Annotated in this window: 20 protein-coding genes; 13 read left to right on the top strand and 7 right to left on the bottom strand. The window is 59.0% G+C overall.

All coding sequences use genetic code 11. The features are described 5' to 3' along the window. The first annotated feature begins 137 nt into the window (after positions 1–137). The 8 genes from EM595_RS08950 to EM595_RS08915 all read left to right on the top strand — a co-directional run bounded on the left by EM595_RS08950 (position 138) and on the right by EM595_RS08915 (position 8,256). Complete coding sequence (locus EM595_RS08950) at positions 138–1,334, top strand: M20 metallopeptidase family protein (RefSeq protein WP_067435320.1); 1,197 nt, start codon at positions 138–140, stop codon at positions 1,332–1,334. Further along, positions 1,331–2,185 carry a transporter substrate-binding domain-containing protein gene (locus EM595_RS08945; protein ID WP_067430595.1) on the top strand — a complete coding sequence of 285 codons (855 nt, stop codon included), beginning with the start codon at positions 1,331–1,333 and terminating at the stop codon, positions 2,183–2,185. The genes EM595_RS08950 and EM595_RS08945 overlap by 4 nt, the downstream gene beginning before the upstream one ends. Then, positions 2,185–2,922, top strand: coding sequence for an ABC transporter permease (locus tag EM595_RS08940; protein WP_067430593.1), 738 nt, complete (start codon positions 2,185–2,187; stop codon positions 2,920–2,922). The genes EM595_RS08945 and EM595_RS08940 overlap by 1 nt, the downstream gene beginning before the upstream one ends. Beyond that, the gene (locus tag EM595_RS08935; RefSeq protein WP_067430590.1) at positions 2,915–3,598 is read left to right on the top strand and encodes an ABC transporter permease; all 684 of its coding nucleotides are present in this window, start codon (positions 2,915–2,917) and stop codon (positions 3,596–3,598) included. Before EM595_RS08940 ends, EM595_RS08935 begins: the two co-directional genes overlap by 8 nt. Next, positions 3,598–4,380 carry an ABC transporter ATP-binding protein gene (locus tag EM595_RS08930; protein WP_067430587.1) on the top strand — a complete coding sequence of 261 codons (783 nt, stop codon included), beginning with the start codon at positions 3,598–3,600 and terminating at the stop codon, positions 4,378–4,380. Before EM595_RS08935 ends, EM595_RS08930 begins: the two co-directional genes overlap by 1 nt. Before the next feature lie 332 nt (positions 4,381–4,712). Further along, positions 4,713–7,103 (top strand): membrane-bound PQQ-dependent dehydrogenase, glucose/quinate/shikimate family, encoded by a 2,391-nt coding sequence (locus EM595_RS08925; protein ID WP_067430584.1) that lies wholly within the window; start codon positions 4,713–4,715, stop codon positions 7,101–7,103. A 157-nt stretch (positions 7,104–7,260) separates the two neighbouring features. After that, on the top strand, positions 7,261–7,656 hold the full coding sequence (locus EM595_RS08920) for a YgiW/YdeI family stress tolerance OB fold protein (RefSeq protein WP_067430581.1): 396 nt from the start codon (positions 7,261–7,263) through the stop codon (positions 7,654–7,656). Between the two features lie 69 nt (positions 7,657–7,725). Next, positions 7,726–8,256 (top strand): isopentenyl transferase family protein, encoded by a 531-nt coding sequence (locus EM595_RS08915; RefSeq protein ID WP_067430578.1) that lies wholly within the window; start codon positions 7,726–7,728, stop codon positions 8,254–8,256. Here EM595_RS08915 and EM595_RS08910 read toward each other — a convergent pair. The 5 genes from EM595_RS08910 to EM595_RS08890 all read right to left on the bottom strand — a co-directional run bounded on the left by EM595_RS08910 (position 8,219) and on the right by EM595_RS08890 (position 12,640). Continuing rightward, a complete protein-coding gene (locus tag EM595_RS08910) occupies positions 8,219–8,620 on the bottom strand; it encodes a hypothetical protein (RefSeq protein WP_067430575.1) in 402 nt (133 codons plus the stop codon). The genes EM595_RS08915 and EM595_RS08910 overlap by 38 nt on opposite strands. A 333-nt stretch (positions 8,621–8,953) precedes the next feature. Beyond that, a complete protein-coding gene (locus EM595_RS08905) occupies positions 8,954–9,700 on the bottom strand; it encodes an SDR family oxidoreductase (protein WP_067430570.1) in 747 nt (248 codons plus the stop codon). 58 nt (positions 9,701–9,758) lie between these two features. Next, positions 9,759–10,484: a metallophosphoesterase gene (locus EM595_RS08900; RefSeq protein WP_067430568.1), complete on the bottom strand. Its 726-nt coding sequence runs from the start codon at positions 10,482–10,484 to the stop codon at positions 9,759–9,761. Between the two features lie 137 nt (positions 10,485–10,621). Continuing rightward, positions 10,622–11,791: an MFS transporter gene (locus EM595_RS08895; RefSeq protein ID WP_067430565.1), complete on the bottom strand. Its 1,170-nt coding sequence runs from the start codon at positions 11,789–11,791 to the stop codon at positions 10,622–10,624. 108 nt (positions 11,792–11,899) lie between these two features. Continuing rightward, positions 11,900–12,640, bottom strand: coding sequence for an NADPH-dependent oxidoreductase (locus EM595_RS08890; RefSeq protein WP_067430563.1), 741 nt, complete (start codon positions 12,638–12,640; stop codon positions 11,900–11,902). Positions 12,641–12,921: 281 nt separating this feature from the next. Here EM595_RS08890 and EM595_RS08885 point away from each other — a divergent pair, with 281 nt between their 5' ends. The 4 genes from EM595_RS08885 to EM595_RS08870 are packed head-to-tail and all read left to right on the top strand — an operon-like array spanning position 12,922 to position 17,663. Further along, complete coding sequence (locus EM595_RS08885) at positions 12,922–13,629, top strand: ATP-binding cassette domain-containing protein (protein ID WP_231938702.1); 708 nt, start codon at positions 12,922–12,924, stop codon at positions 13,627–13,629. After that, positions 13,626–14,411, top strand: coding sequence for an ABC transporter ATP-binding protein (locus EM595_RS08880; protein WP_067430557.1), 786 nt, complete (start codon positions 13,626–13,628; stop codon positions 14,409–14,411). Before EM595_RS08885 ends, EM595_RS08880 begins: the two co-directional genes overlap by 4 nt. Positions 14,412–14,421: 10 nt before the next feature. After that, positions 14,422–15,918 carry an ABC transporter substrate-binding protein gene (locus tag EM595_RS08875; RefSeq protein ID WP_082691655.1) on the top strand — a complete coding sequence of 499 codons (1,497 nt, stop codon included), beginning with the start codon at positions 14,422–14,424 and terminating at the stop codon, positions 15,916–15,918. Next, positions 15,915–17,663, top strand: a complete 1,749-nt coding sequence (locus EM595_RS08870) for an ABC transporter permease subunit (protein ID WP_067430554.1) — start codon at positions 15,915–15,917, stop codon at positions 17,661–17,663. Before EM595_RS08875 ends, EM595_RS08870 begins: the two co-directional genes overlap by 4 nt. Positions 17,664–17,683: 20 nt before the next feature. Here the strand turns inward: EM595_RS08870 and EM595_RS08865 are convergent, their stop codons facing one another. After that, positions 17,684–18,781 carry an oxidoreductase gene (locus EM595_RS08865; protein ID WP_067430551.1) on the bottom strand — a complete coding sequence of 366 codons (1,098 nt, stop codon included), beginning with the start codon at positions 18,779–18,781 and terminating at the stop codon, positions 17,684–17,686. A gap of 155 nt (positions 18,782–18,936) precedes the next feature. Here EM595_RS08865 and EM595_RS08860 point away from each other — a divergent pair, with 155 nt between their 5' ends. Beyond that, a complete protein-coding gene (locus tag EM595_RS08860) occupies positions 18,937–19,830 on the top strand; it encodes a LysR family transcriptional regulator (protein WP_067430548.1) in 894 nt (297 codons plus the stop codon). A gap of 54 nt (positions 19,831–19,884) precedes the next feature. Here the strand turns inward: EM595_RS08860 and EM595_RS08855 are convergent, their stop codons facing one another. After that, complete coding sequence (locus tag EM595_RS08855) at positions 19,885–21,585, bottom strand: DUF2534 family protein (RefSeq protein ID WP_157883859.1); 1,701 nt, start codon at positions 21,583–21,585, stop codon at positions 19,885–19,887. Between the last annotated feature and the right edge of the window lie 22 nt (positions 21,586–21,607).

The following is a 21,607-nucleotide window of genomic DNA, read 5'->3' as shown; positions in this document are numbered from 1 at the left end:
TTCCTATAGTTTGTTAATGATTGCTCTGCGCCGCTGCGCTTGAATCGTGCCCGGCATGATGGCTCAGCCAGTGATGAATGTGCCGCGCGATATCAGCCCGTAATAATTTTCAGCCACCTGTGAGTGTAAAAAGCGACATGGAACTCTCCCTTGCCATTAAACAGCGGGTTAACGCGATTGCGCCGTCGCTGGTGGCGATCCGCCGTGATATTCACGCCCATCCTGAACTTGGTTTCGATACGCTGCGCACCGCGGCGCTGGTCAGGGATGAACTGGAACGGCTTGGCCTCAGCCCACGTTGTGGCGTGGGACGCAGCGGCGTGCTGGTGGACATTCAGGGTGCGCAGCCCGGCAAAACGCTGCTGCTGCGCGCTGATATGGATGCCTTACCGATTCACGAACAGACCGGGCTGCCGTTCAGCAGTCGTTATGCCGGCAAAATGCACGCCTGCGGACATGATATGCATACCGCGACGCTGCTTGGCGTGGCCGATATCCTCAGCCGTGAACGCCAGCGGCTGTGCGGCACGGTGCGGTTGATATTCCAGCCCGCCGAAGAGACGCCGGAGAGCGGGGCGGAAGCGATGATTGCCGACGGGGCCGCCGATGGCATTGCGATGGCGATCACCCTGCATAACAAGCCAGAGCTGGCTACCGGCGAGATTGGGCTGACGCATGGCGCCAGCACCGCCTCCAGCGATGAGTTTGATGTCATCGTGCGCGGCCGCTCGACCCACGCCGCGCGACCACATATGGGTAGCGATCCGATTATTGCCGCGGTTCAGATGATTGCGCAGCTGCAAACCATCGTTGCGCGCGAGCTGGATCCGGCCAACTCAGCGGTGCTGACCATTGGTCATATTCAGGGCGGCACCACCCACAATATTATTCCCGACAGCTGCCTGTTTCGCGGCACCCTGCGCGCGAAATCGCCGCTGACTCGCCAGCATATGGAGCAGGCGTTTCACCGCATTTGTCAGGGCTGCGCGATGGCGATGAACGTGCAGGTGGAGATTCACTTCCAGCGGGGCGTTCCACCGCTGATGAACGATGACCACCTGGTGAGCCAGCTGGAAACCATTCTCTCCAGCCAGTTTGGCAAAACGATTGTGGCGGCGCCCAGCAGCAGCTTTGGTGCCGAGGACTTCTCACTGTTTACCGAGCGCGTGCCGGGCTGCCAGATCCACATCGGTTCAGCCACGCCGGGGCGAGACGATCATCTGCATAATTCCGACTATCAGCCCGACGAACAGAGCATTGCCATTGGTACCGAAGCGCTGGCGCGCCTCGCGTTTGATCTGCTTTCTCCTTCTCAACCTCAGGAAAACCTATGACCACGCTGCGTAAGACCCTGTTTACCGCTACCTTTGGCGCCGTGCTGCTGCTTGCGACGCCGGTTATGGCACTGGCAAAAGATTTTGGCACCCTGCATTTCGCTACCGAAGCCGCCTTCCCACCGTTTAATCAGAGCACGCCGAGCGGCAAAATCATCGGCTTTGAACCCGATATGGTGGCGGAACTGGCGAAGCGCGTTGGCTTCAAATATGAGATCAGCGCGCAGAAGTGGTCCGGCATGATTCCCGGCTTGCTGGATGAGAAATATGATGCGGTGATTGATGGCGTGTCGATTACGCCTGCCCGTGAACAGGCGATCGCCTTTTCCCATCCCTATACGCAGAGCATCTCTGGCTTCGTCACCCTGAAAAAGGGACCGCTGGCGGTGCTGCCTGGCGATGACAAAGTGATTGTCGCCAGCGATGAGGCGGCAACCGCCAGCGCGATTGAGACACTGCGCGCCAGTTTTAAGGGCAAAACCATCGCCGTTCAGGTCGCGACCATTCAGGCGGACTTCCTGAATAAATATTTTGCTGATGTTGCCACCATTCGTACCTATCAGGCGGGCCCGGAAACCTTTGCTGACCTGATGAATCAGCGCGTGGATGCGGTAATGGCGTCGCGCACTAACTTCGCCGCCTATGTGAAGAAGCATCCGGATCGCCTGACCTCCAGCGGCTACGGTTTTACCGGTGGCCTGCTCGGCAAGGGAACGGCAATCGGCCTGCGTAAAGATCAGACCGAACTCAAGGCGGCGCTGGATAAGGCGCTGGTGGAGATGATCAACGACGGCACGCTGAAGGCCTTGTCGCTGAAGTGGTTCGGTCTTGATGTGACGCCGAAAGCGTAATGAACATCGACTGGCAACTGATCGGCTTTGGCGACGAAGGCTGGGGGCCTGCGCTGCTGCAGGCGGCCTGGATTACGCTTTCGGTCTCACTCACCGCCTTTGCAATCGGTGCGCTGCTGGGTAGCCTGCTTTGCTGGATGCAGGTGGCCGGTAGCCGCTGGCAGAAACGGCTGGCGGGCAGTTACGTGGTGGTATTTCGCGGCGTGCCCGAGCTGCTGGTGATCTACCTGTTCTATTTTGGCGGGCGAGAAGTGGTGGCGTTTTTTGGCAAGGCGCTGGGGTTTCACGGTCCGTTTGACGTCAGCGGCTTTGTGGCCGGGGCGCTGGCGATTGGCCTGATCTCCGCCGCCTCCCAGAGCGGTGTCTTTCGCGGCGCGTTTTATGCCATTCCGCTGGGCACGCTGGAAGCAGCACGGGTCACCGGCATGGGCCGGCTGATGCTGTTTCGCCGGATGATTGTGCCGCAGGCGCTGCGCACCGCGCTGCCGGGCATGGGCAATCAGTGGCAGAGCGTGATCAAGGAGTCGGCGTTAGTGTCGGTAACCGGGCTGGTGGAAACGCTGAATCAGGTGGCCACCGCTTCGGGCTCGACGCAGGAACCCTTTTTCTTCTATGCGGTGGGCGCGGTGATCTACCTGATCATTACTTCGCTCTCCGATATGGTTTTTCGTGGCGCCGAGAAGGTAGCGCTACGCGGTCAGGCAACTTCACCCACAAGGAACGGTTCGCGTGGATAACGCTTTCTTTAGCCAGACGCTGCTGGCGCTGTTGGGAGGCCTGCCGCTGACGCTGAATCTGACGCTGCTGGCATTGATCGGCGGCGCGCTGCTGGCGGTCTGCTTTAACCTGCTGCGACTGACGCGGCTCGGGCACTATCCGGTACGCTTTTATATCTGGCTGTTTCGCGGCACGCCGCTGCTGATTCAGATTTTTATGATCTATTACGGATTGGGAAGTTTTGAACTGGTGCGCGACAGCGTGCTGTGGCCGGTGCTGCGTGAGCCGTACTGGTGCGGCCTGATCGCCCTGATTCTCAACGATGCCGCCTATACCAGCGAAATCCTGCGCGGCGGCCTGAATGCGGTTAGCCCACAGTCGATTGAAGCAGCAAAGGTCAGCGGTATGTCATCGCGTAAGATTTTCACCCGCATCACGCTGCCGATAGCGGTGCGTCAGGCTTTGCCCGCGTGGAGCAACGAGGTGATCTCCATGCTCAAAGCGACCTCGCTGGTCAGTACCATCAGCCTGATGGAGATGACCGGCATTGCCGATGCTATCGTCTCGTCCACCTTTCGTGCGCTGGAGGTGTTTCTCACCGCGGCGGTTATCTATCTGATCCTGTCGCTTATCGTCAGCAGGTTGCTGACTCTGCTGGAACACCGGCTGTCACCGTATCAATTTGGAGCGCGTTAATGAACACACCCACCATTTTGCTCAGCAACATCAAAAAGCGTTATGGCGGCCATGAGGTACTGCACGATATCAGCCTCACCGCACAGGATGGCGACGTGATTTCGCTGATTGGCTCCAGTGGGTCGGGTAAAAGTACGTTACTGCGCTGTATTCCGTTTCTTGAAGTGCCGCAGGCGGGAGAGATTGCCGTAGGAGATAACCGCATTGTTATCGACAACGTCGATGAAAAGCTCAGTGCTGCTCAGCAGCGCACCATCAAGCAGATGCGTATGCAGCTTGGCTTTGTGTTTCAGAGCTTTAACCTGTGGCCGCATCGCACCGTGCTGCAGAACATTATCGAAGCGCCGGTGCATGTGCAGGGACGCAGCCATAAAGAGGCGACAGAAGAGGCGGAGAGGCTGCTGCAAAAGGTGGGGCTTTATCAAAAACGTGACGCCTGGCCGTCGCAGCTCTCCGGCGGCCAACAGCAGCGGGTAGCGATCGCCCGCGCACTGGCGCAGCAACCTAAGGCATTGCTGTTTGATGAGCCAACCTCGGCGCTCGATCCCGAGCTGGTGGGTGAAGTGCTGCGGGTCATCCGCGAGCTGGCAGAAGAGGGGCGCACGATGATTATCGTGACTCATGAAATGGGCTTTGCCCGCGAAGTGGCAAACAAGGCGATCTTCCTGCATCAGGGGATGATTGAAGAGCAGGGACCGCCGGAGCAGGTATTTCTCGATCCCCATTCCGATCGTTGTCGGGCGTTTGTGCACAGTCATTTACAACGCAATCCCACCGGCTAAAATCTGATGCTGTTACACCGCTAATCAATTTTACGCTGACTGGCCCGCTATCCACTGCGGGCCCGGGTTCCTGGAGCGTGTGCTGTCCCGCCTCGCCACCGCCGTTACCTCTCCGCGTTACCGCCTGAAAGCTGCCTGATGCCGCCCCAGATAGTGCCAAATATCCCCAACTGGAATCGCTAAGAAATAGTAGTTTTCAATAGCAATCATCACGTTGCTAACATTAATTTAATATTATTTAACAAACTTGTGATCGGCGTTAAACTTCTGTAGGCGAAATGTAAGATTTCGTAAGACACCGACACGCGCTTCGCGATCATCGAGGGATTTGAATGCTTAACAAAATTACCAGTATTGTCATCGCCATTCTCGGCGTGGCCATGCTGTATATGGGCGGAAAACTGCTGCTTGCCGGCGGGTCGCCATTCTATGCCATTATGGCGCTCGGGCTGTTAATTACCGCCTGGACGCTATTCCGCAACAAACGCATCGCGCTGTCGCTTTATGCGCTGCTGATGTGGATCGTACTGTTCTGGATTATCTATGAAGTCGGCTTCGACAAATGGCAGTGGATCCCACGCGGCGATCTGATTGGCCTGATCGGTGTCTGGCTGGCGATGCCGTGGGTGGTTGCGCCGCTCTATAAATCCTCTTCACCGCGTCGTTTCCATCCGTTCCTCGGCACTACCGTGCTGGTGATGGTCGCTATCGTGATCGGCATGATGTTTTACGATCCCTATCCGCAGGCGGGCAATATCACGAATCCGCGTACGGCCAGTGAAAGCCAGGGCGCCGCTAACGACTGGACCGCTTACGGCGGCAGCGATAACGGCTTGCGTTTCTCCAGCCTGAAGCAGATTGGTAAAGACAACGCCAGCAACCTGGAACTGGCGTGGACCTATCACACCGGCGATCTGCGTGATGCCGATAAAGATGCGGGCGAATATACCTTTGAAGCGACGCCGCTGAAGGTCAATAACAGCCTCTATTTCTGTACGCCGCACAATGAAGTGCATGCGCTGAACCCGGAAACCGGCGCGCTGAAATGGAAATACCAGCCTGAGAAAAACCGCTCTTACCTGCAACAGCACCAAACCTGTCGTGGCGTGAGCTATTACGATGCGGCAGCGGCAGCGAAACCTGCGGCGACCACCCCGGATGCCACCGTCAGTGCGGCACCCGCAATGTGCCGTAAGCGCATTTTCAATGCTACCACCGACGCGAAGCTGATTGCGCTGGATGCGGATACCGGCAAGCTGTGTGCCGATTTTGGTAACAACGGCATGATCGACCTGAGCGCCAATATGGGCACGGTGCGCCCACATGCACTGATGCAGACGTCGGCACCGCTGGTGGCGGGCGATCTGGTGATCGTCGGCGGCTCAGTAATGGACAACGGTTTCCATTCCGGCAACCCTTCTGGCGTGATCCGCGCCTATGACGCGCAAAGCGGTCGTCTGGTATGGAACTTTGATCCGGCTAATCCGGAAAAAACTCAGCCGATTGCCGCGGGTGAAAACTATCCGTATGACACGCCGGTTGCCTGGGCAACGCTGAGCGCCGATGTGAAAAATGGTCTGGTGTACGTGCCGTTTGGCAACGCCTCGCCGGATGAGCTGAGCCGTGGTCGTGATGCCAACAGCAACGTGGAGAAGTTCCGCGATACGCTGGTGGCGCTGGATCTGCATACCGGTACCTTTAAATGGCGCTTCCAGTCATCGAAAAATGACCTGTGGGACCGTGATAATCCGTCGCAGCCTTCGCTGATGGATATCGATTATCAGGGCACGCGTGCGCCAGCGGTGATTCTGCCGACCAAAACCGGCAACCTGTTTGTGCTGAACCGTTTGACCGGTCAGGCGATCTATCCGATTAATCAGGTCGATGTTTCCACCACCGGCGGCGTAGCGGGCGAAACCTTCTCGCCAACGCAGCCGGTATCGCGCCTGAACTTCATTCCGGCGCCGATCAACGAGAAATCGATGTGGGGCATTACGCCGTTTGATCAGATGTCCTGCCGCACGCAGTTCCACGCCATGCGCTACGACGGTAACCCATGGACGCCAGCCACCGAGAAAGGCTCGATTGTTTTCCCGGGTAACATTGGCGTATTCAACTGGGGTTCAGTGGCTATCGATCCGGAGCGTCAGATTCTGATCGCCGCTCCGGTGCGTCTGGCTTATAAATATCACCTGCTGAAGCGTACGCCGGAAACCGCGGATAAGCGTCTGCTGGGCAAAGATGGTACGCCTTACTGGAATGAAAACTTCCAGGGCGACTATGCCATTCAGATTCAGCAGTTCACTTCCGATCTGGGCATTCCGTGTATCGCGCCACCGTGGGGCCGTATGGTAGGTGTCGATCTGAAAACCGGTAAAACCGAATGGCTGCGCCGCGTGGGCACCACTAAAAACCTGAAAACCAGCTTCATGCCTGGCCGCTTCCCGATTGGTTTCCCAATGGGCATGGTGGCACACGGTGGACCGCTGGTGACCGCAGGTGACGTGGTATTCCACGGCGCAACGGCAGATAACTTCTTCCGCGCCTATGACATCAATACCGGCGAGATCCTTTGGCAAACCGAGCTGCCAGCCGGTGGCCAGGCAACGCCAGCCACCTACATGGGCAATGACAATAAACAATACGTTGTTATCGCCGCCGGTGGTCACGGTTCGATGGGCACCACACCGGGTGATGCGGTGATGGCGTTCCGCCTGAAATAAAATGCGTTAAGTTACTATCAGCCCCGCCGAAACGCGGGGCTTTTTTTAGCCAGTCAGCAGCTTTTAACCTGTTCAATCCACAACTTATAGAAATTTGTGCCAGGCTTAAGTCAGTGAGTTTGATGCCGGGCGTTCCGGCGTACAGAAAGGAGACAGCATGTACAAGAAAATTACCCTGGCGGCACTGATGGCCGTGGTGAGTTTGTCGGTTAACGCCGAAGAGGGTGGATTCAAAGCGGGCGAAACGCCACCGCCGCAGCACAAGCAGGATGCCGGTTATAAAGGTTCTGAAGATACCGGTCAGGGCACGGTAAAAGCGTCCCGTGATATGCGCAAAGATGCGTGGGTTACGCTGGAAGGCTACATCATCAAAGATCACGGTAATAACCGTTACGATTTCCGCGATCAGACCGGCACCATGGTGATCATGGCACCGAAAAAGGTGTTTGATGGCAAAGAGTACACCGCGGAAGATAAAGTACGCGTCAGCGGCTACGTGAAGGGCAAAGGCCCTGGCACCACGCTGAATGCGGAACGCATCGAAGAGCCGTGATAGTTGCATTAGCATAAAAAGAGGTCGCATGATTGCGGCCTCTTTTTTTTGTCATGGAGAAAGGTGTTTATGCGGTCGTTAGCAGAACTGGGTGAGCGTATCGTGATCATCGGCCCGTCGAACAGCGGCAAATCAACGCTTGCCGCGGCTATTGGTCGACAGCACGCGCTACCGGTGGTGTATCTCGACAGGCTGTATCATTATCCCGACACCGCCTGGCAAATGCGGCCCACAGAAGCGTTTCATGCGCTGCACGCTGAGGCGATTGCTGAACCGCGTTGGGTAATGGAGGGAAATTACACCGGACTGCTGTCGGCCCGGCTGGCTCGGGCGACCGGATTAATTGTGCTGGAGGTTTCTACGTTAACCAGCCTGCGGCGCTATCTGGCGCGTACGCTGTGGCAAAAGCACCGCTACGGCGGGGTTAATGATGACAATGACAGGGTGACGTGGGAAATGCTGAATTATATTACGCGCGTGATGCCGGCAAAAACCCGGCGTAATGCACAGTGGTGCAGGAGCTGGCAGGGGCCAGCGGTGTGGCTCACGTCACCACGGCAGATCAATCAGGCGTATCAGCAGTGGCAGCTGCTGCGTTAAGCGGGCAGCGCTTATCCTGCAGGGCAGGGAGCAGCCGTTGTGCAATCTCTGCTGTGATGACAACACGCATGTTTGCACCCAGCACGCCCTGAATCGTGGCCGAGGTGAGAGGAACGTGATTGAGTGACAGCGCCAGCACCTGCCGCATATTTTCTCGTGTCACGGTCGAGAGACGCTGTGCAGCCGCTTCGGTGAGGGTCATCTGCACTTCGAACATGAAAATGTCGTAGGGCGCTCGCTGGCGATCGATCAGTTTCAGCTCAAGCTGTTCAATATCACAGGCGGCTTGCAGGTTCACCGCCACCGATTTTGCCAGCGTCAGCGAGGGCAGCAGGCAGGTGAGGATAAGCAGCAGATAGCGCATAGTGGAATCCTTGAAGTGAGCGCGAAAGGGAAGGCGATAGCATCATAGCGAGCCAGCTTGCACACGGCTATTCGCGCGAGGTAAATTGCGACCGGTCTTATACGCAGGCGTGACAACGTCACTTAACCGGGCGGGATGACTTAACCAGCCTGAATGCGAAAGCAGACAGACGTGGCATACTCTGAAACAGAGCACGTGTAGCGATCCTTTATAGTTACAACATACGTATGTAATTCTTAATCCGATTCCATTGGCTTAGGTGAAAAAGAGCGTCAAACAGAAAAAAGGGCGATCGGCATGAAGCATGCTTTTCGCCCTGGATTTCCCGCAATCTTAGCTGTACTGCGCCAACATCTGTAGCGCTTCGTCAAACTGGCCTTTAGCTTCCGCCTCACGGAAATAGCGCACGCGCTCGACACACACTTCAGCAGGCGTTGGCGTGGCATGCAGCAGCGCAATCACCTCGTCGGCAAACGCATCCAGCGGCATGCTGTTGGCATCCTGCGACTGACCCGGTGTCAGTTCGGTTTGTACCTGCGGCGGTACAATTTCAATCACTTCCACCTTGTCTTTCAGCAGTGGACGAATGGCCGCTGTCCAGGCGTGCAGGGCCGCTTTGGTGGCACTGTAGGTTGGCGCAGCAGGAAAGGGTACAAATGCCAGGCCGGAAGAGACGTTGATCAGCGCCGCATTGGGTTGACCGCTGAGATGATCGATCATGGCGTTGGTGAGGCGCATTGGCCCAACAATATTGGTTTCGATCATCCGCTCTGCATCACTGATATCACGCCGGGTAGTGACCTTTTCCGCACTGAAAATACCGGCATTGTTAACCAGAATATTGATGTCGGGATGATCAGCAATCACCTGCTGTACAAAGCGGTCAACCGCGTCCGGCGCGGTAACGTCCAGCGCATACGCCGTCATGCGTTCGCGACCGGCAACGGCATCCTGCAATACCTGCTGGCGTCGACCGGTGATAATGACGTGGTTACCCATATCGTGCCAGCGCTGGGCCAGTGCCAGTCCAATGCCGGTACCGCCGCCGGTAATCAAAAACGTATTGCCCGTGCTTTTCATTCTTTATCCTCATGAAACGTAGATGTCGGACAGAAAGAGCAAGCTGGCTGCCGCGGCGTTAAACCGCAACGTGGTAACTCACCAGCTCGCCATCATTGAAGCGATGAATCAGCAGATAAACCGGATCGTTAACCGGCGGCACCGTATCGGCGCCAAACCACAGCGGGTTGGCCGCACAAACCGATCCGCAGACGTAAGCGGGAATCCCGGCAAACAGGCTCATCATTGGGCGATGAACATGCCCGCAGGCGATAGCCAACGGCGGTCGCATACTGTTACGCAGCAGCGTTTCAAGCTGCCGCCGATCGTGACAGATGCTATTATCGATGCCCGGAATGCCACAAAGAAAAAGGTGATGGTGTAAAAACAGGATGGATGGCAGAGCAGGCGACGCGTTCAGCGCCTGGTCAAGCCAGCCGAGATGCGCGGCAACGCTGCCCGCATCGCTGTTTTCCAGCGTGGAATCCAGGCCAATCAGACGGATGCCGCCGATGTTCGCGGTGAAGTGCAGCGCAGGCCGCTTGTCAGCGAATCGCTCGGGCCACGTGGCGCGCAGCCGATCGCGGTTATCGGCATTGCCGGGCAGGATAAACAGCGGCCAGGGCACGGCGTTAAGGCAGGTGGCGAGCAGGTCGTGCCCGCAGTGGCGGTTATCCGCCAGATCGCCGGTGAGCACCAGCGCATCGGGCGCCAGCGTTGCCAGCCAGGCGAGAGCCCGCTCAAGACGCTGCAGGTTGTCGTTGTCAGCGGCTGCATGGATATCTGAAATCTGGGCAATAATCATTTTGCCTCCGGTAAACGGGGCAACAGCCTTGCCCGTGTTAACGATCACTGACTCAGTTAACGCCGCTTTCAACCATTCAACAACATCGTCTTTATATCAATTTCTTTCACGCGGCCCCGAAAGAGGCCGCACAATGCTCAGGCGCGCTGGCGTAAGCGGGTAAAAATGGTCATCGAGGCGAGCAGGATCAGCACGCTGCTGGCAAAGAACACGCCGCGTGCGCCGTTGGCATCAAATACCCAGCCTCCGGCCGCAGCACCCACCGTAATGGCGAGCTGAATAGTGGCAACCAACAGGCCGCCGCCGGTTTCCGCTTCGTCAGGCACGGTACGGGTGATCCAGGTTGACCAGCCAACCGGAATCGCGCCAAACGCCATGCCCCACAGTGCAATGCACAGGCCATCCAGCAGTGAATTATGCCCAAACACCGCCAGCAAAATCGCCATGATGCCCATCAGCAGCGTGGTGCCGCCCAGCGTCAGATGCAGATTACGCATCAGCAGATAACCGGCCAGCGAAGTGCCAACAAAGTTTGCCACGCCAAAGGCCAGCAGGATCAGCGACAGGGCGTGCACATTGACCTGCGCCACGGTTTCAAGAAAAGGGCGCAGGTAGGTGAAAAAGGCGAAGTGGCCGGTGAACAGCATAATGATCGCCACCATGCCCCAGCGCATACCGGGACGCATCAGCACCGACAGCATGCTGCCATGCCGTTTTTCGCGATCGGCGGGCATCGCTGGCAGCGAGAAAAACTGCCAGATAAACGCCAGGCCGCCCAGCAGCGCGGTCAGCAGGAAGATATTGCGCCAGCCGATGATATCGCCGAGGAAACTGCCCAACGGCGTGGCGATGATCGTTGCCAGCGACACGCCGCTGAAGATGATCGACAGCGCTTTCGGCACCTGATCGGCAGGCACCAGCCGCATGGCTGTCGCGGTCGAAAGCGTCCAGAAGCCGCCAATGGCGATACCCAGCAGCAGGCGTCCGGCCAGAATCACATGCAGATTGTCGGCAAAGGCCACCAGCAGGTTCGAGGCCACCAGAATCAACGAGAAACCCAGCAGCACCCAGCGGCGATCGATGCGGCGCGTCGCCAGCGAAATCACCAAACTGGTAAACAGCGCCATCAGGGCGGTAACCGTGACGGTCTGTCCCGCCTGGCCTTCGGTGACCTGTAGGCTGTCGGCAATGGGCGTCAGCAGGCTCACCGGCAGAAACTCGGCGGTAATCAGGCCAAAAACGCCAAACGACATGGCGAACACGGCGCCCCATGCAGGCTTTTGCACCGGTTGATCAGAATGCACCATAGATTATTCCCATAACAAAGCGGCGGGAATATCCCGCCGGAAAACAGGCACAGCCTGCCTGAAAAAGATGACAACAAAACGGGCGGCACTCGGCACCGCCCGTGGAGATTACTTATCGATGCCAAAACCTTGCTTCAGCAGAGCAGGACGCACCGCCGGGAAGTAGATATTTTTGTAGTAGTTGGCAACGGTGTGGCTCCAGTCCTCACCGCCGTCACGGCCAATCGCCTGCCAGTGATCGGTCAGCTGCTGATTGTGCGCCTGAATGTTCTCCAGCAGGTTTTCGCTGCTGTAGCGCTCTTCATGGCGGAAAGTGGCCATCGGCAGACGCGGCTTAAGCTCAGCCGGTTCATCCACGTAACCCAGCACCAGACCATTCACCGGGAAGGTCAGCGGCGGCAGGTTCAGCAGTTCGGCAACCGCCTGCGGATCGCGACGCAGGCCGCCAATCGGCACAATGCCCAGACCCTGCGCCCGGGCTGCCGCCATGGCGGTACCCAAGGCGATACCGGCGTCGAGGCTACCGGAAACGATGCTTTCGATGCTTTCATGGGCAATTTGCTGTTCGCCAGTCAGCTTGATGCCTTCCGCTGATTTATGCAGGTCGATCACAAAGGTAATAAATACTGGCGCCTGCGCAATCCACGGCTGGCCACCGCACAGTGCCGCCAGTTTCTCTTTGGTGGCTTTATCGCGGGTGACGATCAACGAGATCTGCTGCGAGTGCACGGAGGTGGGTGCGTGATAAGCGGATTCGATAATATTAGTGAGGATATCTTCCGGGATCGCTTTGTCGAGATAGCTGCGTTCGCTGCGGTGCGTGACAAAAGTGTTGATAACGTCGTTCATGGTTATTCCGTTTACAGGGAAAACGGACATTCTAAATTTTACCGCCTAAATAACTTCGCACTCTGTGCCGGGCTAACGCTAAAAATCTTCGCAGTTCAGTGACTTTTCAGCTAATCAAGGCAAACAGGCGCAGCGAGAAATGTTTTGCATCAGCTGGTAATGTCTTGATATGTTATGTTATAACATAATAATCGTAACCTTTCGTCACCGTAACCATGATCCTTTCTGAGCAGCCTGTTTTACAGGTTAACAATCTGACCCTCCACGCAGGGCAAAAAATCTTGATCGACGATCTCAGTTTTCTGCTGTACGCCGGAGAACGGCTCTGCCTGTTGGGTGCGTCAGGCAGTGGGAAATCGCTGACGGCGCAGGCATTAACCGGCACGCTGCCGCCAGGCATCACGGTTAGCGGTGAGATTCTGGTTAATGGCATCGATGTTGCCCACCAGCCTGCGTTACAGCGCAGTACCGCGGGCCGGGTAGCAGCGATCTTTCAGGATTCTGCTTCGGCGCTGCATCCTCTTTTTACGGTGGCTAAACAGCTGAAATGGGTGGCGGGCAGCGCGCAGCAGGGCAGCCTGAGCACGCTGCTTGATGCCGCAGGCCTGCATGGTCTGGGCGATCGCTATCCTGGCGAGCTATCAGGCGGTCAGCGTCAGCGTATCTGTGCGCTGATGGCGCTGCTGAGCAGCAGTAATGTGTTGGTCGCCGATGAGCCGACCACCGCGCTGGACGTCGTGGCACAACAGCAGGTGACCACGTTGTTGCAGCAAGGCAAGCAGGCGCTGCTGTTTATTACGCACGATATTGCCGTGGCCGCGCGGCTCTGCCAGCGGGTAGTGATCCTGGAGCAGGGCGTGGCGATCGAAAACGGCAGCATGCAGCGCATCTTACGGTCGCCGCAACAGCCCTTTACCCGCACGCTGATCGCCGCGGCGCGTCAGAACAGCGATCTGATCCTCACCGCGCGGCAGGCGCTGGCCGGATGATCATCAACGATTTTATTCATCTGGATAATATCAGCCGCTTTGCGCCGCGATCTTTCTGGCAGCGCCATTTACCAGCCGCGCCGATCCTCAATCAGATATCGCTCCGTCTGCAATCCCAGGAAACCGTTGGCCTGGTAGGCGCCTCCGGCAGCGGAAAAACCTCGTTGTTAAAAGTGATGCTGGCGCTGGACGCAGCCGACCGCGGCGCGATGAGCTGTGAAGGCAGGGCGATCGCCCCGGCCTCGGTGGCGTCACTTGCCTGGTATCGACGCCGCGTGCAATACATTCCGCAGGATCCCGCCAGTGCGCTGGCACCACATCACAGCGTGGCGCAGCTGATTGCCGAACCGCTGCATCATTTGCTCGGCCTGCAAAACGTGCACCAGCGGGTCGCGGAACTGTGCGATCGGGTGCAGCTGCCGCGCACGCTGTTGCATGTACCGGCGGGGCAGCTCTCCGGCGGCCAGGCGCAACGGGTGGCGATTGCCCGGGCGCTGGCACCAGAGCCGCGTTTTTTACTGGCTGATGAACCGGTTAGTGGCCTCGACCTGCCGTTGCGTGAGCAAATGAAAGGTCTGTTGCAGCGGCTGACGCGCGAACAGGGCATGGGCCTGCTGATGGTGTCACATGATTTCTCGGCGCTGGCCGGGCTGTGCGATCGCCTGTTGGTGATGCACGCCGGTGAGATCGTCGAAGATCGTGCTACCAACGATCTGCTTGCTGCACCGCACCATCCACAAACCTGCCAGCTTCTGCAGGCGATCCCCGTTATTTCACTATAAGGATATTTCCATGACATCGCTTCTGCGCCCGGCCCTGATACTGACGCTCGGCACGCTGCTGGCGGGCTGCTTTAATGAGTCTGATTCATCACAGGATCGGCAAGGGCGAATTCATCTCGCTATGCTGCAGCCGCCGCGTTCCGGGCTGACGCCGCTCAGTGACGACGCGTTTAAACTGTCACGCTGGCGTACGGCGGAAACCCTGATCGTACTTGATGCGGCGGGCGATGCGCAGCCGGGGCTGGCAACGCGATGGGAACCGCTTAAGAACCATGCCTGGCGGCTGACGCTGCGTCAGGGGGTGCGTTTTCATGATGGCACGCCGTTGAATGCGGCGGCAGTCGTCAACGCGCTGAGTACCGCCGCGGCGTATGCGCCAAAGCCACGCATTCTGGACGGCGTGGATCTGCAGGTGCGCGCCGACGGTGATAACGCGGTGATCGTTTCCACCGCAACGGCGGATCCGCTGTTGCCGCAGCGGCTCTCCAGCCCGCAGCTGGCGATCCTGTCGCAGGCGGCCTACGGTGAGAAAGGGATCATCAATCCGCTTAACGCCGGCAGCGGACCCTTTGTGCTGAAACGCATTAATGGCACCAGCGGCGCCACGCTCGATCGCAATGCCGATTACTGGGGCAACAAAGCGCAGGCCGCAGGCATTGACGTCAGCTTTGTGCCCGACGGCACGGCACGGGCGGCGGCCTTGCGCACCGGTACGGCAGATATCGTCGAGGCGATTCCGGTTTCTCAGGTGGCGCTGCTCGATCCCGCCATGGTGCATGAAGTCCCGATGCCGCGCACCAATACGCTCTACCTGAACAGTAAAACCGGGCCATTCCACGACGCCGGGCTGCGTGCCGCGGTGCGTAATGCGGTCAATCGCCAGCAGCTGGTTGATAACGTCTACGAAAAACGTGCCGATGTGGCGCAGGGTCTGCTTGGCCCGGCTCTGCCGTGGGCAGCAGAATTACGCCAGCCGGTAAGCGAACCGACGCCCGTGCGCGCGCCGCAGGGCCAGACCATTACGCTGGCCACCTTCAGTGACCGCGCGGAGCTGCCTGAAGTGGCGGTCTATCTGGCACAACAGCTGACCGCCGCCGGTTTTACCGTTAAGCAGGTGGTGCGTGAATATGCGCAAATTGAGGCGGATGCGCTGGCCGGTAAGTTTGATGCCTTTATTCTCTCGCGCGCCACGGTGCTCGATTCCGGCGATCCGGTCGCCTATCTTTACAGCGATTTCAGCTGCAAAGGATCCTTTAACATTGCTCAGCTCTGCCGCCCGGCCATCGACCGCGCGCTGGAGCAGGCTGCGGCTCTGCCAGCGGGCACCGCGCGTCGTAAGGCGATCGTGGCTGCTGAACAGCTGATTCTGGCCAGCGACGCGGCGATCCCGCTGCTGCATGAGCGGGTAATTCAGGGCGAAAATCCGCAGCTGCACGGTGCGCTGCGCGATCCGCGTGAGCGCATGTTGATCGATGAAGCCACCGTTCTGGTGCCCACCGCGCCATGAGTGAATCCCTTTACTGCCGTACCTGCGCCACGCTTGTGCGTACGCCGCACCGGCTAACTTTGCTCTCCAGGTTGCTGACCTTCTTTGGCATTCTGCTGATCGTGGGCATGTTGCCCTGGCTTTCCGGCAGCGACCCGGCACTGGCGCTGCTGCGCGCCCGTTCCGGCGAGCAGGAGGCGACGGCGGAAACCCTGACGGCGATTCGTCAGTCGTTGGGCCTCGATCGTGGCCCGCTGTCGCTGTTTGGCCACTGGCTGTGGCAGCTGCTGCAGGGCGATGCGGGCGTGTCGTGGGTTTCCGGTCGGCCTGTGCTGCCCGGCATGTTACAGGCTGCCGGCGTCTCGTTAACCCTGATGGCTGCGGCGGCGCTGGTTGCCGCCGTGCTGGCGGCGGCACTCTGCCTGCCGGTATTGTGGCGCGGCCTGCATGGAAAACCGCGGGTCTCTTCAGGCATCGCGGCGGCGACGCTGACCACCTTGCCGGAGTTTCTGCTGGCCACCGTGTTGCTGATCGTCGGCGCGGTATGGCTGCGCTGGCTGCCACCTTACGGCTGGCAGGGCGTGCAGCATGTGATCCTGCCTGCGCTGGCGCTGGGGATTCCGGCCGGTGGCTATCTGGGACGAATTTTTGCTGATGCCTTGAGTGAATCGCTGAACGAAAAATGGCTGTTGACCTGGAGCGTGGCTGGCATTGCACGTCGTCATCTGCTGTTGGCGCTGCTAACGCGGGCTTTGCCGGGCGTGCTGCCGCTGCTGAGCCTGGTGTTGGTTTCGATGACCGGCGGCGCCATTGCGGTGGAAAAAGTCTTTGCCATTCCGGGCATCGGTCGCGCCACGCTCGGCGCTGCCGCGGCGCAGGATCTGCCCGCATTGCAGGCGGGCGTGCTGATTATGCTGTTGCTGGCCGCGGTGGCAGGGCTGTTAACCAGCGCACTGCGGCAGCTTCTGCTCGGACGGGCGCTGCGCGGCGGCGCGATGCCAACGCCCGCCATTAACCGCACTCCATCTTCCCACGGCGCAATCTGGCTGACCGCGCTCTGCCTGGCGCTATTTTGCCTGCTGCTGTTGGCCGGGTTAACGCGCGATCCCTATCTGTCAGGCTTTACGCGTTTGCAGCCACCGTCGCTGGCGTTGCCGTTTGGTGCTGATGCCATGGGCCGCGATCTACTGGCGCGGGTGGCACACGGCACGCTGCATACCTGCGTGATGGCGTTTGTGGCCGCGCTAATTTGCCTGCTGATCGGCCTGCTGGCCGGTTTTTTTCCGCGTTTTTGCAGCGGCCCGATTGAGGCGGCAAACGCACTGCCGCCGGTAATGGCCGGGCTGATTGTGGCGGCGTTAACCGGACCGAGCGCAGGCGGCGCGGTGTTGGCGGTGATCGTGGTGAGCTGGGCACCGCTGGCGGCGCATACCGCGGCGTTATTAAGTGAGGCGCGGGCGCGGGCATGGGTTCAGATGCTGCCGATACTGGGCGTTGGCCCACTGCGCGCCGGGCTATGTTATCTGCTGCCTGCGGTGGTCGGACCGCTGTTTCGCCACGCCATGCTGCGCGTGCCGGGCATTGCGCTGGCGCTGGCGTCACTGGGGTTTTTAGGCTTGGGCGCCGCGCCGCCGCTGCCGGAATGGGGACGACTACTGGCCGAAGGCATGCCCTATGTCGAGCGTGCCTGTTGGGTGGTGCTGGCGCCAGGCGGGGCGCTGATCGTTCTCTCTTTACTGGCGATCGCTGCCGGGCGACTGCGATAGCACGGCGCCCGGCAACGGCATCAGGATGGCAGTTCGCTGGCTTTGATATCGGCGATCGGCGCCAGAAGGGTGCGATCGAATTCGCGCAGCGGTGCCTGGTTTTTAACCCGCTGCGGCCAGTCGTGATTAGCCAGCGCGCCACGGCCAAGGGCGATCAGATCGGCGCCCTGATCCAGCAGCCGCTCTGCTTTATCCACCTGATGCAGGCCACCGTTAGCGATCAGGATTTTGCCCGGCGCAAACTGCCGTGCCAGCGCCGCCAGGGAAAGTGGGCTCTCCGCAAATGCCGGTTGCCAGGCTTCATGCTCGGTGACATGAATATAATCAATCGCTGAATCGCCCAATAGGCTGAATACCGTGCGCGAATCCGCCTCGCCATGCTGCCATTTATGCTGAAAATCGTTGACCTTAGCCTGCGAAATACGAATGCCCAGCGGCACCGTATCACCAATGCGTGCGCGTACCGCGGCGATCACCGCCAGGTTTAACGTCATCCGCCCGGCGGTATCGCCACCCCATTTATCGCTGCGCTGATTGGTGTAGCGGGTGAGAAACTGATCCAGCAGATAGCCATTGGCGCCGTGAATTTCGATGCCATCGAATCCGCCATCCTTTATCGCGCGTTCGGCAGCATCGGCGAAGCTGTCGATAATCTGATGAATTTCAGCGTCACTCAGGGCGCGAGGCTGCGGATAATCGCCTTCACCACGATAAAACGGCAGCTGTTCGCCCAGCGGCTGAATGGCTGAGGGGGCAACGGTCTCGTGCTGGTAATGATTGCCCTGAGAAAGCGCACCGGCGTGTTGGATCTGCGCCAGGATCTTTCCGCCCTGGCGGTGCACGGCGTCGGTGACCTTACGCCAGGCTTCTGCCTGACGAGCATTAATCATGCCAGCCTGAAAGGCGTAAGTTTGTGACCACTGATCATCGATGTAAATGCCTTCGCTGATCGTCAGGCCGAAACCACCGCGCGCGAAATCTTCGTAGTAACGCACCATGCGCTCACTGGCGATGCCATCTTCCGAGGCGCTTACGCGCGTCATCGGGGCCACCACCAGCCGGTTGGTCAGTTGTAGCTGGTTGATCTTTGCTGCGTGAAAAAGAGGGGACGTGGACATGCTCGCTCCGGATTAGTTTATCTCGTTCAGCAATATAATCCGCCCGCAGTGACGATAAAATCCCGGCTGCTGATAAGCCAGAATATCAAAATTGGATATAATCAGCGTTGATCAGAGCCGTAAGAGGCTCAACACTTCCCCTTAGGCGATACCCAATGAACATTGATGACGTCAGGCTGTTTCTGGTCGTGACCGAAAGCCACAGCTTTGCGCAGGCGGCACGACGGCTTAATTTGGCGCCGATGAAAGTGTCTCGTCGCCTGGCAGCGCTGGAACAGGAGATCGGCCGGCGGCTGATTCAACGCACCACGCGCGCCATTTCGCTTACCGAGGAAGGCGCTGAGTTTATTCCCTATGCCCGCGCCATGACGGAAGCGGAAGAGAGCGCCAAAGCCCGCTTTCTGCCCGACGCCAAAGGCGCGGGCGGCCTGTTACGCATTACCGCGCCGTCGGGCCTCGGGCGACGTCATGTGTTGCCGTTGATTCCTGCCTTACTGACCGCCAACCCCGAACTGCGCATCGATTTACAGCTTGCAGACGAGGTGGTCGATATCGTTGGCCGTGGCATTGATGTGGCGGTACGCGTCGCGCCGCTGCGAGATTCGTCACTGATTGCGCGGCGTATCTCCGCTAATCCACGCATACTCTGCGCCTCACCGGCGTATCTGGCGCAGCACGGCACACCGCGTACCCTGCGCGAGCTAGACGATCATCACTGCCTGCGCCTCTCCAGCCTGTTGCACTGGTCATTCGAGATTGACGGGCAAGTAAGCAGCGCCAGCGTTGATGGCCGTTTCAGCTCGGCCAGCGTTGAGGCGGTGCGTGCTTTATGCGTGCAGGGTTTGGGCGTAGCGCAGCTGACGCGCTGGGATGTCGCGCAGGAGATCGCCGCAGGCCTGCTGCAAGAAGTGACGTTGCAGGATGCCACTCCGCAGTCGCTGTCGGTCTGGGCGGTGCTGCCGAGCGTGCGTTTTCTGCCGCAGCGGGTGACGCTGTTTATTGAGGCCCTGAAGGCCGCACTGGCACCGGACGGCGGAGATCAGAGATAAAAAAAGGGCCATAAAGGCCCTGTAACATACGAAAAATCATCTGACACGCGACGGCTATTCGCCCTGTTTATCGCTCTCGCCGAGGAAGAAATACCATAGCGGAATCGATAACAGTCCGGTGATCACCAGGCTGTACACGCCGACCATCAGGCCCTGCATGATGTACATGGTGATGGTCCAGTCGCTGAACGGGATCTGGTATTGATCGACCACTCCGCCAATTACCGCATTGGTGATCACCGTGCCCACCACCAATATCAGCAGCACCAGCGAGCGCAGAAAATAGCGCATCTCTTTGCGTTTCACCGCAAAGCGGGCGCGCATAATGCCAACAGGCGTATCGGGATAGACCACAGACGCATCCACCACGCGATGATCGTCGCGCCAGCGCAGAATATCGAACAGCACAAACAGCAGCAGGCTGGCACCCATCACCGGCAAAGCGTAGCCCAGCGCGAGGGCGATCAGCAAACTGGTCGCTTTGATGTAGCCCGGCAGCGGCAGCCAGGCCTCAGCCAGCGTCTGCGCCGGGCTGGTTTCACTCTGTTTAGGGCGACGCTGCCACCACATGCGATAGCCCAGCACGATCATCGTGCACAGCCCGAGACCAAACGCCGCCAGTAGCAGCTGGTTCGGCAGGCCAAACAGCACGCCCATATGAGCATCTACGCCCCAGCGGGTCAGTTTCGCCACCAGCGGGAAATCGGCGAAGCGCACGCGATCGATAACGCTAAAGGTCTCGGGATTTACCGCGACCGCGTCAACATGCGATGGCCAGCTGCGATCCACTTCGGTGACCGTCCACGCCGACGCGCTGTTTTTTGGCTGACGCAACTCCAGACGAGGTGACTGCAAACCCGCCGCCTTCGCGCTGCTCAGCACGCGATCCCAGTCGGCGTCAGGGCGATTGCGCTGCGCTGGCGCTTTTGGCGCCGCGGGCATCGGCATACTCATATCCATGCCTGGCATGCTGGAAGAACCGTTATGATCGGCATGCGGATCGGGTGCGCTGTCGGGAGCACGTCCATCCAGCGCGGTGTTAACCTGCGGCGTCATCCAGTTCAGCGCGGCGCGCATCCGGTCGACATTGCTGCCTGCCCACTGCGACCAGGTCAGGCCGGTGGCGGAGAAGAACAGCAGGCCGGCCGCCAGCACCAGTCCCAGCGTGACGTGCCAGTGGCGGGCACCCGACTTTTTCACCACGCGACGGGAACGCGTGCCGAGCCACAATATCAGGCCGCCCAACGCGGCGATCCACAGCCACGACGCGGCCAGTTCGCTGTACAGGCGACCGACGTCGCCCAGCAGCAGACCACGATGCAGCTGATCGAGCCACATACGAAACGGCAGCACGCCGGTGGTGCCGTACACCGTCATATCGCCTTTCACCGCCAGCGTGTAGGGATCGATAAACACCGAGCGCGATTCCGATGCGCCCAAGTCGGCACGGGTAAACTGCACGCGCGTGGTGTCGGTTGCGCCGGGAGCGGGACGAACCGCATAGATTTTTGCCCGCTCGCCGGTATGGGCGCGCGCGGCAGCAATCTGCGCCGACAGCGGCTGCGCTTTGCCTTGCGGTTGGGTGGTCAGCGCATCGGCATAGAGCGCGTTTTCAATTTGTGGTGTCAGGACATAGAGCGTGCCGGTCAGGGCGGCGACAAAAATAAACGGCGCGACAAACAGGCCGATGTAAAAATGAAGGCGGCGAATCAGGGTGAACAGCGCGCCATGCACGGATCCAGTAGAAGTCATCATTTTACTCTTAACAGAATAAACA

Origin of the sequence: Duffyella gerundensis (genome assembly GCF_001517405.1) — a bacterium.
In the GTDB taxonomy this organism is placed as follows: domain Bacteria; phylum Pseudomonadota; class Gammaproteobacteria; order Enterobacterales; family Enterobacteriaceae; genus Duffyella; species Duffyella gerundensis.
The sequence above is the reverse complement of the archived record's forward strand: the minus strand, read 5'-3'. Positions and strand labels throughout refer to the sequence as shown.

Excerpts from the sequence above, each read along its gene's own strand:
- EM595_RS08925 (WP_067430584.1), top strand. The coding sequence starts at position 4,713 with ATGCTTAACAAAATTACCAGTATTGTCATCGCCATTCTCGGCGTGGCC.
- EM595_RS08865 (WP_067430551.1), bottom strand. The coding sequence starts at position 18,781 with ATGTCCACGTCCCCTCTTTTTCACGCAGCAAAGATCAACCAGCTACAA.
- EM595_RS08900 (WP_067430568.1), bottom strand. The coding sequence starts at position 10,484 with ATGATTATTGCCCAGATTTCAGATATCCATGCAGCCGCTGACAACGAC.
- EM595_RS08855 (WP_157883859.1), bottom strand. The coding sequence starts at position 21,585 with ATGATGACTTCTACTGGATCCGTGCATGGCGCGCTGTTCACCCTGATT.
- EM595_RS08870 (WP_067430554.1), top strand. The coding sequence starts at position 15,915 with ATGAGTGAATCCCTTTACTGCCGTACCTGCGCCACGCTTGTGCGTACG.
- EM595_RS08880 (WP_067430557.1), top strand. The coding sequence starts at position 13,626 with ATGATCATCAACGATTTTATTCATCTGGATAATATCAGCCGCTTTGCG.
- EM595_RS08895 (WP_067430565.1), bottom strand. The coding sequence starts at position 11,791 with ATGGTGCATTCTGATCAACCGGTGCAAAAGCCTGCATGGGGCGCCGTG.
- EM595_RS08930 (WP_067430587.1), top strand. The coding sequence starts at position 3,598 with ATGAACACACCCACCATTTTGCTCAGCAACATCAAAAAGCGTTATGGC.
- EM595_RS08910 (WP_067430575.1), bottom strand. The coding sequence starts at position 8,620 with ATGCGCTATCTGCTGCTTATCCTCACCTGCCTGCTGCCCTCGCTGACG.
- EM595_RS08875 (WP_082691655.1), top strand. The coding sequence starts at position 14,422 with ATGACATCGCTTCTGCGCCCGGCCCTGATACTGACGCTCGGCACGCTG.
- EM595_RS08945 (WP_067430595.1), top strand. The coding sequence starts at position 1,331 with ATGACCACGCTGCGTAAGACCCTGTTTACCGCTACCTTTGGCGCCGTG.
- EM595_RS08905 (WP_067430570.1), bottom strand. The coding sequence starts at position 9,700 with ATGAAAAGCACGGGCAATACGTTTTTGATTACCGGCGGCGGTACCGGC.
- EM595_RS08950 (WP_067435320.1), top strand. The coding sequence starts at position 138 with ATGGAACTCTCCCTTGCCATTAAACAGCGGGTTAACGCGATTGCGCCG.
- EM595_RS08915 (WP_067430578.1), top strand. The coding sequence starts at position 7,726 with ATGCGGTCGTTAGCAGAACTGGGTGAGCGTATCGTGATCATCGGCCCG.
- EM595_RS08940 (WP_067430593.1), top strand. The coding sequence starts at position 2,185 with ATGAACATCGACTGGCAACTGATCGGCTTTGGCGACGAAGGCTGGGGG.
- EM595_RS08920 (WP_067430581.1), top strand. The coding sequence starts at position 7,261 with ATGTACAAGAAAATTACCCTGGCGGCACTGATGGCCGTGGTGAGTTTG.
- EM595_RS08860 (WP_067430548.1), top strand. The coding sequence starts at position 18,937 with ATGAACATTGATGACGTCAGGCTGTTTCTGGTCGTGACCGAAAGCCAC.
- EM595_RS08890 (WP_067430563.1), bottom strand. The coding sequence starts at position 12,640 with ATGAACGACGTTATCAACACTTTTGTCACGCACCGCAGCGAACGCAGC.